Here is a 16,483-nt window from a genome sequence, read left to right as displayed (position 1 = left end):
GCCCCGGCCGCGGTCCCTTCGTCTATCGGTTAGGACGTCAGGTTTTCAACCTGAAAAGAGGGGTTCGACTCCCCTAGGGACTGCCACCGGGTTTCAAGGCGTTTGCTGGCGAGTGCGCCGCAGCGCCGCCGCTCCTTCCTTTCGTCATTCCGGGCGAGGGCCGCTTGGCCCGAAGACCCGGAACCCAGCGGCGCGCGAGAGCGCGAACCTGTCGCGTGCGAGATCGATGAACATCAAGCGGCCGATGGATTTCGCCTTCGGCGCCGCTGGGTTCCGGGTCTCCGCTACGCTGCGCCCGGAATGACGAAAGCAGATCAGCGTCAAAACAGGGTGGGGAATCAGACTGACGGTCAGACCTGCAAGCGTGCGAAACGGCCGCCCCTACAATCCCTCCGACCACGGTTAATCAACCCACAAGCCTTTTGACCGGATTGCGGCAGCAAGCCTTTCGATTCACGGACCTTTTTTCGAACACGCTCGGGAACTATCCACAGAGGGAGTGGTTCATCCACAGACCCCCTGGTGCAGAAGCGCCCCTTCTCCCCATCCCATGAGTGGTTCATGTTCATCGCCATCGCCCGTCCGGCGGTGGAGCCCCAAGGCCCCGATCTCGTCGCTGTCCCCGGCTCTTCCGCCATCTCTGAACCGACGCCCCGCGCCCTGCACGCACGCCTTCTGGAAAACGCCGCCCTGAGACGGATGCGCGGCCAGGAACGTCGCCGCGAGCAGAGGCTCGACGACGCCGACTACTGGCTGCACGCCGCCCCCATGGCGGTGCAGAAGGCCAGCGCCCTGCGCGAAGACAAGAGTTTCGCGCCTCTGCCCTAGATAAACGCCCTAACGCAGTTCCGGCGTGCGGCGGCGCAGCGACGCCGTCAGCTTGGCCAGTTTCTGGCCGGCCGACTTGGGGCGAACCCGTTTGCGGTGTTCCAGTCCGCCGCCCCAGAGGTCGTGGACGGCCATGTCCAGATGCGGGTGGCGGTCTTGCTGGTGGACGATGGGACTGACGGTCCCGTCGGGATTGACCACCTGTCCGTCGCGGAAGCTCAAAGCCTCGCCGGGCGTCAGGCCCAGGGTCGCCACCCGGCCGTAGTTGGGCCGGAGCGTCGCGGCAATCAGCCCCTGATGAATAGCCATGTTGAAGGCCGCCTGGTCGGCGCCGAAGGCGCCGCCGATCTCGGACCGGGGCGTGGCCGCCAGGGACAGGATCAACCGCGACAGACGCGCGATCTCGGCCCGCGGCCCCAACACCGTCCCGACGCACAGACAGGGTTTGTCGCCCAGCTGCGCGGCCTGGGCCTCGCCGAACAGGGCGCGCAGATATTTCATGTTGAAGCCGTGGTCGGCCAGGGGCGTCTCGGCCTCGATGAAGGCTTCCAGTCCGTGCGGCGCGGGCGAAAAGGGCGCGGCCTGGAAGATGACGTCGCGCACGTCGCAGGCCAGGGCCGCGCCGGGCCGGTCGCCCAGCAGGCCGGCGAAGGCCACGAACCTCTGCATCACTGGATGAGGCGCCCAGCCGCGCCAGACGGGCGCATCGACGGCGGTCACATTATTCTGGGCCAGGAAGGCGCGTAGTCCGGCGTCGGCGTCCACCACCAGGGCGACCGGGCCGTCGAACACCGCCCGCAGGGACAGGACGAAGGGGGCGATGTCGGCGGCGTCGTATCCGGTAGCGTAGCCGACTACCGCATCCCCGTCGGGCAGGGGCTCGGTCCGACGTCCGACCTCCAGCGCCTGGGCCAGCCAGTCCAGATAGTCCGACCGGACCGCCCCCTGTTTCATGGCGTCAGCGCGGGCCCATCAGGTCGGCGAACCGGTCAAACAGATACAGGCTGTCGGCCGGCCCGGGCGAGGCCTCGGGGTGGTGCTGGACGCTGAAGATCGGCTTGTCCTTGACCGCTATGCCGCAGTTGGTGCCGTCGAACAGGCTGACGTGGGTTTCGGTGACGGCGTCCGGCAGGCTGTCGCGATCCACGGTGAAGCCGTGGTTCATCGACACGATCTCGACCTTGCCGGTGGTCAGGTCCTTGACCGGATGGTTGGCGCCGTGGTGGCCCTGTTCCATCTTCACCGTCTTGGCGCCCAGGGCCAGGGCCAGCATCTGGTGACCCAGGCAGATGCCCATCAGGGGCTTGCCGCTGGCGACCAGTTTCTGGATCTCAGGCACGGCGTATTCGCCGGTCGCGGCCGGATCGCCTGGACCGTTCGACAGAACGACGCCATCGGGATTGCGGGCCAGAACCTCTTCCGCCGTCGTCGTGGCCGGGACCACGGTGATCCTGGCGCCGGTCGAGGCCAGGGCGCGCAGGATGTTGCGCTTCACCCCATAGTCGATGACGACCACGGCCTTGCGGCCCTGGGTCTTGGGGTGGCCTTCCGGCCATTCCCACAGGCCCTCGTCCCATTCAAACGCCTGAAGCGTCGAGGCGGGCTTGGCCAGGTCCAGGCCGACCAGGCCGGTCCAGGCGCCGGCCTGCGCCACCAGGGCGTCCAGGTCGAACTGGCCGTCCGGATTATGGGCGATGACCGCGTGGGGGGCGCCCTTGTCGCGGATGATCTTGGTCAGGGCGCGGGTGTCCACGCCGGCCAGGCCGACGACGCCGCGCCGCTTCATCCAGTCGTCGAAGCTCGCATCCGAGCGATAGTTGGCCGGATCGGTCGGCACGTCGCGGAAGATGGCGCCCCGCGCCGAGGTGTCCGAACCGCCGCCCATCTGTTCGATGTCTTCGACGTTCGTGCCGGTGTTGCCGACGTGCGGGAAGGTGAAGGCCAGGATCTGGCTCATATAGGACGGGTCGGTCAGGATTTCCTGATAGCCGGTCATGGCGGTGTTGAAGACCACCTCGCCCAGGGCCGAGCCGACCGCGCCGACGCCGATCACCAGCAGGATCGTGCCGTCGGCGAGCGCGAGGACGCCAGTGGCGCCCGGAAGTAGCTTGGTCGTCATGGGCGCGCTCCTACACACGAATCCCGCCCATATGGAGGCGGAAGACAAACGGCGGGGTCGTTAAGCCCTGCCGTGCGCCGGGTCAACGACCATCCGCATCCTAAGCCGGGCCGACCAGACGGAACTGGGCCGCCGAACCGCCCTGGGCATGGGGGGCCAGCCACAGATCGAACAGGCCGGGCTCGATCCGATAGGTGTTGTCCTCGCCGATGAAGCCCAGCTGGCGGGCGTTCAGCGTGAAACGCACCGTCTCGCTCTGGCCCGGTCGCAGCGTCACCCGCTTGAAGTCCTTCAGCAGCCGCCCCGGCTGGGTCAGGCTGGCGACCCGGTCGTGGATATAGAGCTGCACCAGTTCCTCGGCGACATGGGCGCCCTGGTTGGTGACGGTCACGGCCACCTCCAGCGTCCCGGCCCAGGCCAGTTCATTGCTCGCCATCTCGACGGGACCATAGGCGACGTCGCCATAGGTCAGGCCGTAGCCGAACGGATACAGGGCCGTATTGGTCGTCTCGCGATAGCGGGCCTTGTATTCCTCGATCGGCATGTCCGGGTTGGCCGGACGGCCGGTGTTCTTGTGGTCGTAGGAATAGGGCTGCTGACCCGATTTGTGCGGGAAGCTGATCGGCAGGCGGGCCGAGGGACCGTGGTCGCCGAAGACGACGTCGGCGACGGCGTTGCCCATCTGCTCGCCCAGGAACCAGGTGACGACGATGGCCTGGGCGTTCTTGACATTGCCCTCCAGCGCCAGGGCCCGGCCATTGCGCAGCAGGATGACCATGGGCTTGTTCAGCGCGGCCATGGCGTCGACCAGGGCCTGTTGCGGGGCCGGGACGACGATCTCGGTGCGCGACTGGGCCTCGCCCGACATCTTCTGGCTCTCGCCGATGGCCAGGACGATGACGTCAGCGTTTGCGGCCGCGCGAACGGCCTCGTCGATGCCGCCGTCTAGCGGGGTCTCAATGCCCGAGCCGCGCGCGACGGTCAGGGCTTGCGGATCGGTCATGGCGGCGCGGAAACCGGCCTCCAGCGAGACGCGACGCTCGGGCGCGCCCCAGATGGTCCACGGTCCCCAGACATTGTCCACGTCGTCGGCGAACGGGCCGACCAGGGCGATCTTCTGGCTTTTGTTCAGCGGCAGAAGCTGGTTGTCGTTCTTCAGCAGAACCACCGACTTGCGGCCCGCCTCGCGCGACAGGGCGATATGGTCGCGCGATCCGACCACGGCCTTTTCACGCACGGGGTCCGTGCCGCGATAGGGATCGTCGAACAGGCCCAGGGCCGCCTTGGTGGTCAAGAGGCGGCGCACCGCCTCGTCCAGCCGGGCCATCGACACTTCGCCGCTCGCCACCAGGCTGGGCAGGTGTTCGAGATAGAGGCCCGACACCATGGACACATCCACCCCGGCGTTGAAGGCGATGCGAGCCGCGTCGCGGCCGTCCTCGGCGAAGCCGTGGGCCACCAGTTCCTGTTCGGAGGTGTAGTCGGAGACGACGAAGCCCTCGAAGCCCCATTCGCCGCGCAGGATGTCGGTCAGCAGTTTGCGGCTGCCCGAGGCGGGCACGCCGTTGACGTCGTTGAAGGCGCTCATGATCGACAGGGCGCCGGCGTCCACCGAGGCCTTGAACGGCGGCAGATAGACCCCGCGCAGCGTCTGTTCGCTCATGTCGGTGGTGTTGTACTCGACCCCGCCGATGGCGCCCGAATAGGCGGCCATGTGTTTGGCGGTGGCCAGGACGGCGTCGCGGTCGTCCAGTCCCTTGTCGCCCTGGAAGCCGCGCACCCGAGCGGCGGCCAGCAGGTTGTTCAGCAGCACGTCCTCGCCGGCGCCTTCGACATTGCGGCCCCAGCGTTGGTCGCGGGCCACGTCCACCATGGGGGCGTAGGTCTGGTGCACGGCCGAGGCGGCCGTCTCGACGGCGGCGGCGCGGGCGGTGCGATAGGCCAGCTGGGTGTCGAAGGCCGCAGCCTCGGCCAGGGGCACGGGGAAGATGGTGGACAGGCCGTGGATCACGTCAGCCGCGAACAGCAGCGGGATCTTCAGCCGGCTTTCCTCCATCGCCACCTGCTGGATGCGGCGGCCGGTCTCGGCGCCGATGCCGTTGAACAGGCTGCCGACCTTGCCTTCGCGGATCATGGCGGTGACGCGCGCGGGGTCCCCCGTGCCGTCCAGCGGATTGACCGCCGTGGGCATCCAGCGGAACGGGTCAGCCAGCAGGTTCAGCTGGCCCGCCTTCTCCTCCACGGTCATGGCCGCGATCAGATCTTCGATCCGCTGGCGGTGACGCTGAACGGCGCGGGCGGTTTCGGCGGTAGCAGGCATGGGGAAGACTCCGGCGCCCATCAGGGCGAGTAGCCCGAGGCCAGACAAGAAGTTTCGACGGGAAGCCGAAGGTTTTACAGGTCGCGTCTTCATGGGGCGCTCCTTCGGAAGGTCGGGCGGAAGATCGTTCGGCGAGATCGGACGGATCAGGCCGGGGAGGCATGTGGCCTAACCTCTGGCGCACGTCCCCGTCCAGACCCGGGCCGGATGTAAATGATGTAACTGAACCGCCGCCGCCGACCGGCCGGCCCTCAACCCAGGGCGATGTCCAGGAACATCATGCCCACCAGGCCGATCATCAGACCGATCATCGAGCCGTCGCCCTTGGACTGTTCGCGGGTCTGGGGAATGATCTCGGCGGTGACGACATAGATCATGGCGCCGGCCGCCAGGCCCAGGCCCCACGGCAGGGCGCCGGGCAGCATCCCCACCACCCCGGCTCCGATCAGACCGCCGACAGGCTCGACCAGCCCGGAGGCCAGCGCGCCCAGGAAGGCGGCCCCGCGGCCATAGCCCAGCGACGCCATGGCGGCCGAGACGGCCAGGCCTTCAGGCATGTTCTGGATGCCGATGCCCAGGGCGGTGGCCAGGCCCTGTTGCATGTCGCCGCCACCGAAACTGACGCCGACGGCCGAGCCTTCGGGGAAGTTGTGCAGGGTGATGGCGATGATGAACAGCCAGATGCGCCGCGCCAGATGTTTCGACTGGGCCGGGCCGATGGCCAGCATGTCCACCGGCGCGAACCGGTTCATCAGCCCGATGGCCGTCGCCCCGATCAGCACCGCCGCCGCCATGGTCCCCGCCGCCCAGGCCTGGGACGCGCCCCCGGCCTGAAGCACATCGACGCCCGGAATGATCAGCGAAAAGAACGACGCCGCCAGCATGACCCCGGCGGCGAAGCCCAGCAGCACGCTCTGGGTCTGTTGTCCCGGCCGTTTGACGAACAGCATGGGCGCCGCGCCCACCGCCGTCATCATGCCCGCCGCCAGACTGCCCAGGGCGCCGGCGGCGATCGGGGAAAGGGATTCCATCATTCGCCTGCTGTGGCGGCGGATACGGCAAGAGACAAGCCCGAACAGTCGCGTTAGAGAAACCTTCATGTCCCAGGCCGCCGCCCTCCCCCCGCGCCCAGACTCCGCCGCCGACGCCGCGTCGGCCCTGAGGGCGGCGCGGCGCGTCGTGGTCAAGATCGGATCCTCGCTGCTGATCGACGCCGAGACGCGGCGGCCGACGCGCGACTGGCTGGCGGCCGTGGCGTCGGATCTGGCCGCGCTGAAGGCCGAGGGGCGTGAGGTCATCGTGGTCTCGTCCGGCTCCATCGCCCTGGGTCGGGGGCGGCTGCCCAAGCTAGGCGCGCGATTGGAAGACAAGCAGGCGGCTGCGTCGGTCGGGCAGTCGTTACTGATGGCCGCTTGGTCCGAAGCCCTGGCGCCCCACGACCTGGTGGTCGGCCAGGTGCTGCTGACGCGCGACGACACCGAACGGCGCCGCCGCTGGCTGAACGCCCGCGCCACGGTCGAGGCCCTGCTGGGGCACGGGGTCATTCCCGTCGTCAACGAGAACGACACCGTCGCGACGGAAGAGATCCGCTATGGCGACAACGACCGGCTGGCGGCGCGAACGGCCCAGTTGGCGCGGGCCGATCTGCTGATCCTGCTGTCGGACGTGGACGGCCTCTATACCGCCGATCCGCGCCGAGACCCGACCGCCGCCCACCTGCCCCTGATCGAGACCTTGAGCCCCGATATCCTGGCCATGGGCGGGGGCGCCAACACCCAGGCGGGGGTCGGCACCGGCGGCATGGCGACCAAGCTGGCGGCGGCCCAGATCGCCCGCTCGGCCGGATGCGCCACCATCATCGCCTCGGGCCAGACCCTGTCGCCGCTGAGCGCCATCCGCGGCGGCGCGCGCGCCACCCTGATCACCGCCCCTGACGGCCCCATGGCCGCCTACAAGCAGTGGATCGCCGGCAGCCTGTCGCCGGCCGGAGCCCTGACGCTGGACGGAGGCGCCGTCACGGCGCTGAAGGCGGGCAAGAGCCTGCTGCCCGCCGGGGTGACGGCCGTAAACGGAGATTTCGAAAAGGGCGACTGCGTGCGCCTGACCGACGCCGAGGGCCGGGCCGTCGGCGTGGGCCTGGCCGCCTACGCCGCCGACGAGGCCGCCCGCATCCGGGGCCGCCGCAGCGACGAGATCGAGGCCATCCTCGGCTATCGCGGCGCCTCGGTTCTGATCCACCGTGACGACATGGTTCTGGACGACCGATGACCGATCTTGAGACCCGAATGCTCGACCTAGGCCAGCGCGCCCGCGCCGCCGCCGCCGCCCTGCGTGACGCGCCGGCCGCCGCCCGCACCCGCGCGCTCGAGGTGCTGGCGCAAAAACTGACGGCGGCCGAGGCAGAGATCCTGGCCGCCAACGCCCAGGACGTGGAGGCCGCCCGCACCAACGGCATGACCGAGGCCCTGATCGACCGGCTGGCGCTGACGCCCGCCCGCGTCGCCGGCATGGCCCAGGCCGTGGCGACCATCGCCGCCGTGGCCGACCCCCTGGGCGTCGAGACCGAACGCTGGACGCCTGCCAACGGCCTGGACATCGCCCGGGTCCGCACCCCCATCGGCGTGCTGGGCGTCATCTATGAGAGCCGGCCCAATGTCACCGCCGACGCCGCCGCCCTGTGCATCCGTTCGGGCAATGCGGCCATTCTGCGCTGCGGCTCGGATTGTCTGCACTCGTCGCTGGCCATCGCAGGCCTGATCGCGGAAGCTCTGGACGAAGCCGGCCTGCCCGGCGATGCGGTGCAACTGGTGGACACGCCCGACCGCGCGGCGGTGGGGTTGATGCTGACCGGGCTGGACGGCGCCATCGACGTCATCATTCCGCGCGGGGGCAAGAGCCTGGTCGCCCGCGTCCAGGCCGAGGCCAGGGTGGCGGTGCTCAGCCATCTGGAGGGGCTGAACCACACCTATCTGCACGAAGCCGCCGATCTGGAGGTCGCGCGGGCCGTGGTGGTGAACGCCAAGATGCGGCGGGTGTCGGTCTGCGGCGCCACCGAGACCCTGCTGGTGGATCGGGCGGGGGCGGAACGCCTGCTGCCGGCCGTCGCCGCCGACCTGATCGCCGCCGGATGCGAACTGCGCGGCGACGCCGAGGCTGTGGCCCTGGTCCCCGCCATGATCCCGGCCACGGACGCCGACTGGACCACCGAATATCTGGCGCCCATCCTGGCCGTGCGGATCGTCGATGACCTGGACGGCGCGACCGACCATATCGCCCGCTACGGCTCGGGCCACACCGAGGCGATCATCACCACCGACGCCGACGCCGCCGAACGGTTTGCGGCGCGGGTGGACAGCGCCATCGTCCTGATCAACGCCTCGACCCAGTTCGCCGACGGCGGCGAGTTCGGCTTTGGCGGCGAGATCGGCATATCCACCGCCCGCCTGCATGCGCGGGGCCCGGTGGGGGCGGAACAGCTGACCACCTACAAATACGTGGTGCGCGGCCAGGGCCAGATCAGACCCTGACTTGCCGTCGGTAAGGAAACTCCTTACCTTCATTGCATGATCAAGAGCCGCCTGACATCCAAGGCCCAGACGACCATCCCCCAGGCCGTGCGCGCCGCGCTGAGCCTGCAGGACGGCGATGAACTGCAATACGATCTGGACGGCGACCGGGTAATCCTGCGCAAGGCTCGCAAGGCGCCGGCTGAAGATCCGTTCGCAGCGTTCGACGAATGGGACAGCGACGCGGATCGCAAGGCTTATGCCGGACTTTGAGCGCGGCGACGTCGTCCGCGTCCCCTTCCCCTACACCGACCGCAGCACCCGCCAGCATCGCCCTGCCCTGGTCGTCTCCGACGGCCCGCTGGGTGATGGAGACAGGCTGTTGTGGGTCGTCATGATCACCAGCGCCGACAACAGGCCGTGGGCTGACGATGTGTCGTTCGGCGACAGTTATGCCGACGCCGGGCTGCCCGCGCCGTCCGTCGTCCGACCCGCCAAGATCGCCGCCATCGACGTGGCCGTGGCCACCCGCCTTGGCCGCATCGACCAAGAGCGGCTGGCGCGCACGATGGACATCATCGGCGCCAGCCTTTGAGGCCTGACTAGCCCCGTTGCGGCAAAGCGTAAGCGATGACGTAGTCGCCCCGCGGCGTCTCCATGAAGTGGTGGCCGCCCGCCATGATCACCAGATACTGGCGGCCGCTCTGCTCATAGATCATCGGATTGGCCTGGCCGCCGGCCGGCAGGACGTCGGACCAGACCGTCTCGCCCGTCTCGATGTCGATGGCCCGGATCAGGTCGTCGGTGGCGGCGGCGATGAAGATCAGACCGCCGGCCGTAACCACCGATCCGCCGTTGTTCGGCGTGCCGATCTCCAGCGGCAGGTGCGAGGGGATGCCCCACGGCCCGTTCTTGCGCGCCGTGCCGAACGGCCGGTCCCACAGGGTCTGGCCCGAGCGCATGTCGATGGCCGTGATGCCGCCGTACGGAGGCTCCTTGCACAGCAGGCCCGTCCACTTCACGCGCCAGCCGGCGTTGACGTCGATGGCGTAGGGCACGCCGATCTGCGGGTCGCCGGCGCCCTCGCCCTTGGACAGGCTGCCGCCGCGCAGGGCCAGCTGCTTCTGCTGCTCGATGTAGCGCGGGTCGTCTCGGGGGAACCAGCCCGCCTCGTTCGCCTCTTCGCGCGGCACCAGCCGGTTGTAGTTGGGCATATCATTGTAGTTGGCGATGATCACGCCCCGCACCGGATCGACGGCCACGCCGCCCCAGTCCGAACCGCCATTGTAGCCCGGATAGTTGATGTAGTGATTGGTCGAGGGCGGGGTGTAGTAGCCCTGGTAGTTCGCCTTCTTGAAGTTGATGCGGCACATCATCTGATCAATGGGGGACATGCCCCACATGTCGCGCTCTTCGAGGTTCGGCTTACGCAGGGTGGCGAACAGCGAGAACGGCTGGGTCGGCGCGCGCTGGCCCTGTTCGGTGCCGCCCGTGGTCGGGACCGGGCGTTCCTCGATCCCGTGCAGCAACTGGCCCGTGGCGCGGTTGAACACATACATGTCGCCCTGTTTGGTGGGCAGCAGCAGGGCCGGCACGACGCCGCCGCCCGTGGGATAGTCGATCAAGGTCGCCTGAGAGCCCAGGTCGAAGTCCCAGACGTCCTTGTGGACCGTCTGGAAATGCCAACGCGGCTTGCCCGTCGTCACGTCGAGCGCGACCAGGGCGGTGGAGTATTCATTCTCCTGCGGGCGGCGCGAGCTGGACCAGTAGTCGGCCGACGAATTGCCCATCGGCAGATAGACCAGGCCCAGGGCCTCGTCCCCCGTGGCCGTGGTCCACATATTGGGCGTGCCCGGCGTATAGGTTTCGCCCTCGGGCGGCAGGCCAGTGCGGTCCGGACGCATCATGTCCCAGGCGAAGCGGAGTTCGCCGGTTTCGACGTCGAAGCCCTGGATCACGCCTGAGGCGTTCCATCGTTTCTGGCCGTCCAGCACCTGATGCCCGGTGACGATCACGCCCCGCACGATGACCGGCGGCGAGGTGATCGACACCATGCCGGGATAGGGGTCGCCCATGCCGCGCTTGATGTCCACGGCGCCGTTCTGACCGAAGGCCGGGCAAGGCCGGCCGGTCTGGGCGTCGACGGCGATGATACGGCCGTCCAGCGTGCCTTCGATGATCTTGGTCGCGCAGGGCTGGGCCGGTTGGGCGTCGGCGCGCACATGATAGGTCACGCCCCGGCAGGCGGCCGTATAGGGGATGTTCTCGTCCGCGACCTGCGGATCATAGGCCCATTTCTGCTGACCGGTCGCGGCGTCCAGTGCGAACAGCTTGTTGCGCGCGGAACAGAGATAGACGGTGTTCCCGATCTTCAACGGCGTGGTCTCGGCGCCCCAACGCTCTTCCGGCAGATCGCCGGTGCGGAAGGTCCAGGCGCGTTCGAGCCGACCGACATTGTCCTTGTTGATCTGGGTCAGCGGGGAATAGCGCTGGGCGCTGTCGGTGCCGCCCCAGGCGGGCCAGTCGGCGCCGGTTTTCAGCAGGGCCGGATCATTATAGGCGCCGCGTGCGCCCGGCAGCCGGTTCTCGATCCGGGCCTGGTTGGCCTGGGCGACTGCAAACCCGAACACGACGGTCAGAACCGCCAGCCCCAGGGCGCCGCCCCCGGCCAACCGCTTGCCGCCGCGCGGCTTCAGCACCGGCAGAGTCGCCAGAACCAGGGCCATCAAGACCAGAGGGCCGACCAGCCGGGGCACCAGGGCCCAGCCGTCCAGACCCGTTTCCCACAAGGCCCACACGAGGGTGAAAAGGAAGGCGGCGCCATAGACCCACGCGCCCCTGACATCCCGCAACACCAGCAGGGCGCCGGCGACGATCAGCATCAGGCCCACGACCAGATAATACCAGGAACCGCCCAGGCTCAGCAGCTGAACGCCGCCGACGGCGAGAATGCCGCCGATCAGAAGAATCAACAGGCCCAGGAGGAGGGTCAGCCACCCACCCCATCCGCTCGGCGTGGTCCATCGCGGCATGGCGGTTCCCTTGAGAAATTAGAATGGGAAGCCAACGACCACGAGCCGGGGAGGTTCCGGCAGAGATTGGAACGCTTGAAACCTGTTTCCCCAACCTCGCCGATAGCGCACTTTGCTGTCTCGCATTTGGCAGTATCAGGATGTTTATTGCAACTTGAGCGGCTGCGACCGGGTCTCAGCAATAATATTTGCCTAGACCGGACCATTCGCGGCATAAGCGCGGCATGCACAAGACCCTGAAGCAAGGCGGGACTTTCGTCGTCGAACCACGCCGCCTCTCGAAGGCCACAGCCGAACTGCGCGCACGCGGGTTCGGCGAGATCACGATTCCGCCCTCGACCGAGACGGCCGAGAAACAGGCGTCGCGCTGCACCGACTGCGGCGTGCCGTTCTGCCAGAACGCCTGTCCGCTTCAGAACAACATTCCCGACTGGCTGCGGCTGTCGGCCGAGAACGAGGCGCGCGAGGCCTGGCGGGTGTCGTCCCTGACCTCGACCATGCCCGAAATCTGCGGTCGCATCTGCCCGCAGGACCGGCTGTGCGAGGGCGCCTGCACCCTGAACCAGTCCGGCTGGGACGCCGTGACCATCGGCTCGGTCGAGGCCTGGCTGGGCGATCAGGCCTGGGAAAAGGGCTGGGTCGAACCGATCCGTCCGGCGGCAGAACGCGGCGAGACCGTCGGGATCGTCGGCGCCGGGCCAGCCGGCATGGCCGCCGCCGACCGTCTGCGCAGCGAAGGCTATCAGGTCACGGTCTATGACCGCCACGACCGGGCCGGCGGCCTGCTGATCTACGGCATCCCCGGCTTCAAGCTGGAGAAACACGTCGTCCAGCGGCGCGTGGACCGCCTGGCTGAGGGCGGGGTCCAGTTCGTGCTGGGCTGCGAGATCGGCAAGGACGTGACCCTGAGCGAACTGCGCCAGCGCCATGACGTGGTCCTGCTGGCCATGGGGGTCTATCAGCCGCGTATCCTGTCGGCGCCGGGCCGGGGCCCGGATTCGACGGTCGCGGCCCTGTCCTATCTGACGCATCAGAACCGGCGCGACCTGGGCGACGCCGAGGAAGACGGCTGGCACGAGGCGCGCGGCAAGCGAGTGGTGGTGATCGGCGGCGGCGACACCGCCATGGACTGCGTCCGCACCGCCGTCCGCCAGGGCGCGGCCTCCGTCACCTGCCTGTATCGCCGCGACCGCGAGAACATGCCCGGCTCGGCCCGTGAAGTGGTCAACGCCGAGGAGGAAGGCGTCGTCTTCGAATGGCTGGGCGCGCCCAAGGCCCTGCTGTCGCAAGGCGACCGCGTCACCGGCGTGCGCGCCGCGCGGATGCAACTGACCGAGGCGGCCCCCGGCGAGCGGCGCGACATCGTGCCCGTGCCCGGCGCCGACTTCGACATCCCGGCCGATATCGTCATCGAGGCCCTGGGCTTTTCGCCCGAGCCGTTCGCGGCGCATGAGCCCGATCTGCGCCTGCGCGACGACGGCACCATCCGGGTCGGTTCCGTCAGCTTCGCCACCAGCCTGCCCGGCGTGTTCGCCGCCGGCGACGCGGTGCGCGGCGCCTCCCTGGTCGTCTGGGCCGTGCGCGAAGGCCAGGACGCCGCCGCCGAGATCGACCGTTACTTCAAGACCCGCACCGAGGAGGTCGCGGCATGACCTGGCTGACCAAGTACAATGAGACCCGCGACCGCCTGGAAGCCGGCCACGCCTATGACCGCGCCTCCGAGCGCGACGCCTGCGGCGTGGGCTTGGTCTGTTCCATCGACGGCACGCCGCGCCGCGACGTGGTCGAATATGCGATCCGCAGCCTGAAGGCCGTGGCCCACCGGGGCGCGGTCGATCCGGACGGCCTATCGGGCGACGGGGCCGGCATCATGGCCGAATTGCCCCAGGGCTTCTTCGCCGACCAAGTGGCCTCCATCGGCCAATCCCTGCGTCCCGGCCCGATCTGCGTCGGCCAGGTCTTCCTGCCGCGCACCGATCTGGGCGCCCAGGACCGCGCCCGCGCCATCGTCGAGACCGAGGCCCTGCGCGCCGGCTTCTGGATCTATGGCTGGCGTCAGACCCCCATCGACCTGTCGGTCGTGGGGACCAAGGCCGGGGCGACCCGGCCCGAGATCGAACAGATCATGCTGGCCCCGCCGCTGGACGACGCCGGTCAGCCGCTGGACGGCGAGGCGCTGGAGCGCGAGCTGTATCTCTGCCGCCGCCGCATCGAAAAGACGGTCAAGACCGAGAACCTGGCCGCCGTCTATATCTGCACCCTGTCCGCGCGCTCCATCGCCTACAAGGGCATGGTGCGGGCCGAACTGCTGGGCAACCTGTATCCCGACCTGGAAGATCCACGCTTCGTCTCGGCCTACGCCGTCTTCCACCAGCGCTATTCGACCAACACCTTCCCCGAATGGAAGCTGGCCCAGCCCTTCCGCATGATGGCCCACAACGGCGAGATCAACACGCTGAAGGGCAATCTGAACTGGATGAAGTCGCACGAGATCCGCATGGCCGCCCAGGCCTTCGGCGACCGTGACCGCGAGGTGAAGCCGGTGGTCCAGCCGGGCGGGTCGGACTCGGCGGCCCTGGACAATGTCATGGAGGTGCTGGTCCACGCCGGTCGTCCCGCCCCCATGGCCAAGGCCCTGCTGATCCCCGAGGCCTGGGCCAAGGACGACGTGGTCATGCCGCCCGAACACCGGGCCTTCTACGCCTATTGCAACGCGGTCATGGAGCCCTGGGACGGCCCGGCCGCGATCTGCGCCGCCGACGGTCGCTGGATCGTGGCGGGCAAGGACCGCAACGGCCTGCGCCCCCTGCGCGCGGTCGAGACGGTCGACGGTCTGTTGATGGCCGGATCGGAAGCCGGTCTGGTGCCGATTCCCGAGAGCCGGGTGAAGCGCCGCCTGCACATCGGCCCCGGCAAGCTGATCGCCGTCGATATGAAGCACGGCCGTCTGTACGACGAGCACGAGGCCATCGACGCCCTGTCCGCCGCCCACCCCTATACCGAGTGGCTGGACAATATGGTGGATCTGGAGCCGATCATCGGCCCCGGACCGGAGCCCCGCTCGACCTCGGGCGAGGACCTGACGCGACGCCAGATCGCCGCCGGCTACAGCCGCGAAGATCTGGACCTGCTGCTGGACGCCCTGGTGCGCGACGGCAAAGAGGCTGTGGGCTCCATGGGCGACGACGCCCCGCCGGCGGTGCTGTCGGCCCTGCCGCGCCCGCTGTCGCACTATTTCCGCCAGAACTTCAGCCAGGTGACCAACCCGCCGATCGACCCGCTGCGTGAAGCGGGGGCGATGAGCCTGAAGACCCGGTTCAAGAACCTGGGCAATATCCTGGCCCAGGAGGCGGCCCAGACCGACGTCTTCGTGCTGGACAGCCCCGTCCTGACCAACGGCATGTATGAGCGGATGGTCGAGACGGTCGGGGCCGGTTCGACCGTGGTCATCGACTGCAGCTATGACCTTCCCTCGGACGAGGCCCCCAAGGCCTACAAGTCGGGCGCCGGCCTGCGCGCCGCCCTGGACCGGATCATGGACGAGGCCGAGGCCGCCGCCCGCGACGGCGCGGCCCTGATCGTGCTGACGGACCAGCAAGGGTCGGCGGCGCGTCTGGCCGCGCCGATGATCCTGGCCACCGCCGGGGTTCACGGTCGCCTGACCCAGGCGGGTCTGCGCTCCTACTGTTCCATCGTGGTCCGCACCGCCGAGACCCTGGATCCGCACGGGTTCGCGGTCCTGGTCGGGGTGGGCGCCACCACCGTCAACGCCTGGCTGGCCCAGGACCTGTTCCAGGAGCGTCTGGACCGGGGCCTGTATCCTGGCCTGACGCTGCGCGACGCCTGTCTGAACTACAAGAAGGGCATCGAGGCCGGTCTGCTGAAGACCCTGGCGCGCAAGGGGATCAGCGTCATCTCCGCCTATCGCGGCGGCTGCGAATTCGAGGTGCTGGGCCTGTCGCGCGCCCTGACGGCCGAATTCTTCCCCGGCGCCCCGTCGCGCATTTCCGGCATCGGTCTGGCCGGTCTGGAGCAGGCGGCGATGAAGCGGCACAAGGTCGCCTGGGGCGAGGCCCAGCCCTCGCCTGCCATCGGCGGCTTCTTCAAGATCCGTTCGGGCGGCGAGGCCCACGCCCACGAGGCCAAGACCATCCACCTGCTGCAGGACGCCTGCAACCGGGGCGACTATCGCCGCTTCAAGCAGTTCTCGGAAGCCGTCCGCAACCAGCCGGACCTGAGCCTGCGCGACCTGCTGGACTTCCGCGAAGGCGTCGCCATCCCGGTCGATCAGGTCGAGAGCGTGTCGGACATCCGCCGCCGCTTCCTGACCCAGGCCATGTCCCTGGGCGCGCTTGGCCCCGAGGCGCACGAGACGCTGAACATCGCCATGAACCGCATCGGCGCCCGCTCGGTCTCGGGCGAGGGCGGCGAGGACCCGGAACGCTATCACCCGCGCGCCAACGGCGACGACGCCAATTCGGCGGTGAAGCAGGTGGCCTCGGGCCGGTTCGGCGTCACGGCCGAATATCTGAACCAGTGCCGCGAGATCGAGATCATGGTGGCCCAGGGCGCCAAGCCCGGCGAGGGCGGGCAACTGCCCGGATTCAAGGTGACCGAGTTCATCGCGCGGATGCGCCACGCCGTGCCCGGCACCACCCTGATCAGCCCGCCGCCGCAC

Annotated in this window: 12 protein-coding genes and 1 tRNA gene; 8 read left to right on the top strand and 5 right to left on the bottom strand. The window is 68.8% G+C overall.

Annotated elements, in window-relative coordinates; translation table 11 throughout:
* Positions 1–11: 11 nt before the first annotated feature.
* Positions 12–86: transfer RNA gene (locus tag Q7J26_RS05085), tRNA-Glu, on the top strand.
* A 475-nt stretch (positions 87–561) separates the two neighbouring features.
* The gene (locus Q7J26_RS05080) at positions 562–828 is read left to right on the top strand and encodes a hypothetical protein (RefSeq protein ID WP_183196154.1); all 267 of its coding nucleotides are present in this window, start codon (positions 562–564) and stop codon (positions 826–828) included.
* A 9-nt stretch (positions 829–837) separates the two neighbouring features.
* On the opposite strand, the gene Q7J26_RS05075 is transcribed toward Q7J26_RS05080, so the two are convergent.
* The 4 genes from Q7J26_RS05075 to Q7J26_RS05060 form a co-directional block, all read right to left on the bottom strand.
* Entirely contained in the window at positions 838–1,782 is a 945-nt protein-coding gene (locus tag Q7J26_RS05075) for a hypothetical protein (RefSeq protein ID WP_304935414.1), read from the bottom strand.
* 4 nt (positions 1,783–1,786) lie between these two features.
* A complete protein-coding gene (gene carA / locus Q7J26_RS05070) occupies positions 1,787–2,947 on the bottom strand; it encodes a glutamine-hydrolyzing carbamoyl-phosphate synthase small subunit (protein WP_304935413.1) in 1,161 nt (386 codons plus the stop codon).
* Positions 2,948–3,047: 100 nt separating this feature from the next.
* The gene (locus Q7J26_RS05065) at positions 3,048–5,267 is read right to left on the bottom strand and encodes a glycoside hydrolase family 3 N-terminal domain-containing protein (RefSeq protein ID WP_304935412.1); all 2,220 of its coding nucleotides are present in this window, start codon (positions 5,265–5,267) and stop codon (positions 3,048–3,050) included.
* Between the two features lie 251 nt (positions 5,268–5,518).
* Entirely contained in the window at positions 5,519–6,301 is a 783-nt protein-coding gene (locus tag Q7J26_RS05060; protein ID WP_304935411.1) for a ZIP family metal transporter, read from the bottom strand.
* Between the two features lie 64 nt (positions 6,302–6,365).
* Here Q7J26_RS05060 and proB point away from each other — a divergent pair, with 64 nt between their 5' ends.
* The 4 genes from proB to Q7J26_RS05040 are packed head-to-tail and all read left to right on the top strand — an operon-like array spanning position 6,366 to position 9,368.
* The gene (gene proB / locus Q7J26_RS05055) at positions 6,366–7,535 is read left to right on the top strand and encodes a glutamate 5-kinase (RefSeq protein WP_304935410.1); all 1,170 of its coding nucleotides are present in this window, start codon (positions 6,366–6,368) and stop codon (positions 7,533–7,535) included.
* Entirely contained in the window at positions 7,532–8,794 is a 1,263-nt protein-coding gene (locus Q7J26_RS05050) for a glutamate-5-semialdehyde dehydrogenase (protein ID WP_304935409.1), read from the top strand. Before proB ends, Q7J26_RS05050 begins: the two co-directional genes overlap by 4 nt.
* Positions 8,795–8,830: 36 nt before the next feature.
* Positions 8,831–9,046, top strand: a complete 216-nt coding sequence (locus Q7J26_RS05045) for an AbrB/MazE/SpoVT family DNA-binding domain-containing protein (protein WP_304935408.1) — start codon at positions 8,831–8,833, stop codon at positions 9,044–9,046.
* The gene (locus tag Q7J26_RS05040; RefSeq protein ID WP_304935407.1) at positions 9,033–9,368 is read left to right on the top strand and encodes a type II toxin-antitoxin system PemK/MazF family toxin; all 336 of its coding nucleotides are present in this window, start codon (positions 9,033–9,035) and stop codon (positions 9,366–9,368) included. Before Q7J26_RS05045 ends, Q7J26_RS05040 begins: the two co-directional genes overlap by 14 nt.
* A 7-nt stretch (positions 9,369–9,375) precedes the next feature.
* On the opposite strand, the gene Q7J26_RS05035 is transcribed toward Q7J26_RS05040, so the two are convergent.
* Positions 9,376–11,805, bottom strand: coding sequence for a membrane-bound PQQ-dependent dehydrogenase, glucose/quinate/shikimate family (locus Q7J26_RS05035; protein ID WP_304935406.1), 2,430 nt, complete (start codon positions 11,803–11,805; stop codon positions 9,376–9,378).
* A gap of 224 nt (positions 11,806–12,029) precedes the next feature.
* On the opposite strand from Q7J26_RS05035, the gene Q7J26_RS05030 reads away from it, so the two are divergent.
* Together Q7J26_RS05030 and Q7J26_RS05025 are read left to right on the top strand one after the other, a co-directional pair.
* Positions 12,030–13,457: an NAD(P)-dependent oxidoreductase gene (locus Q7J26_RS05030; protein WP_304935405.1), complete on the top strand. Its 1,428-nt coding sequence runs from the start codon at positions 12,030–12,032 to the stop codon at positions 13,455–13,457.
* Positions 13,454–16,483, top strand: a 3,030-nt coding sequence (locus tag Q7J26_RS05025) for a glutamate synthase central domain-containing protein (protein WP_304935404.1), incomplete at its 3' end; no start/stop codon positions are given. The genes Q7J26_RS05030 and Q7J26_RS05025, both read left to right, overlap by 4 nt.

Origin of the sequence: Brevundimonas sp., from assembly GCF_030656255.1 — a bacterium.
In the GTDB taxonomy this organism is placed as follows: domain Bacteria; phylum Pseudomonadota; class Alphaproteobacteria; order Caulobacterales; family Caulobacteraceae; genus Brevundimonas.
Note: the sequence above shows the minus strand (reverse complement) of the source record. Positions and strands in the feature narration are given on the sequence as shown.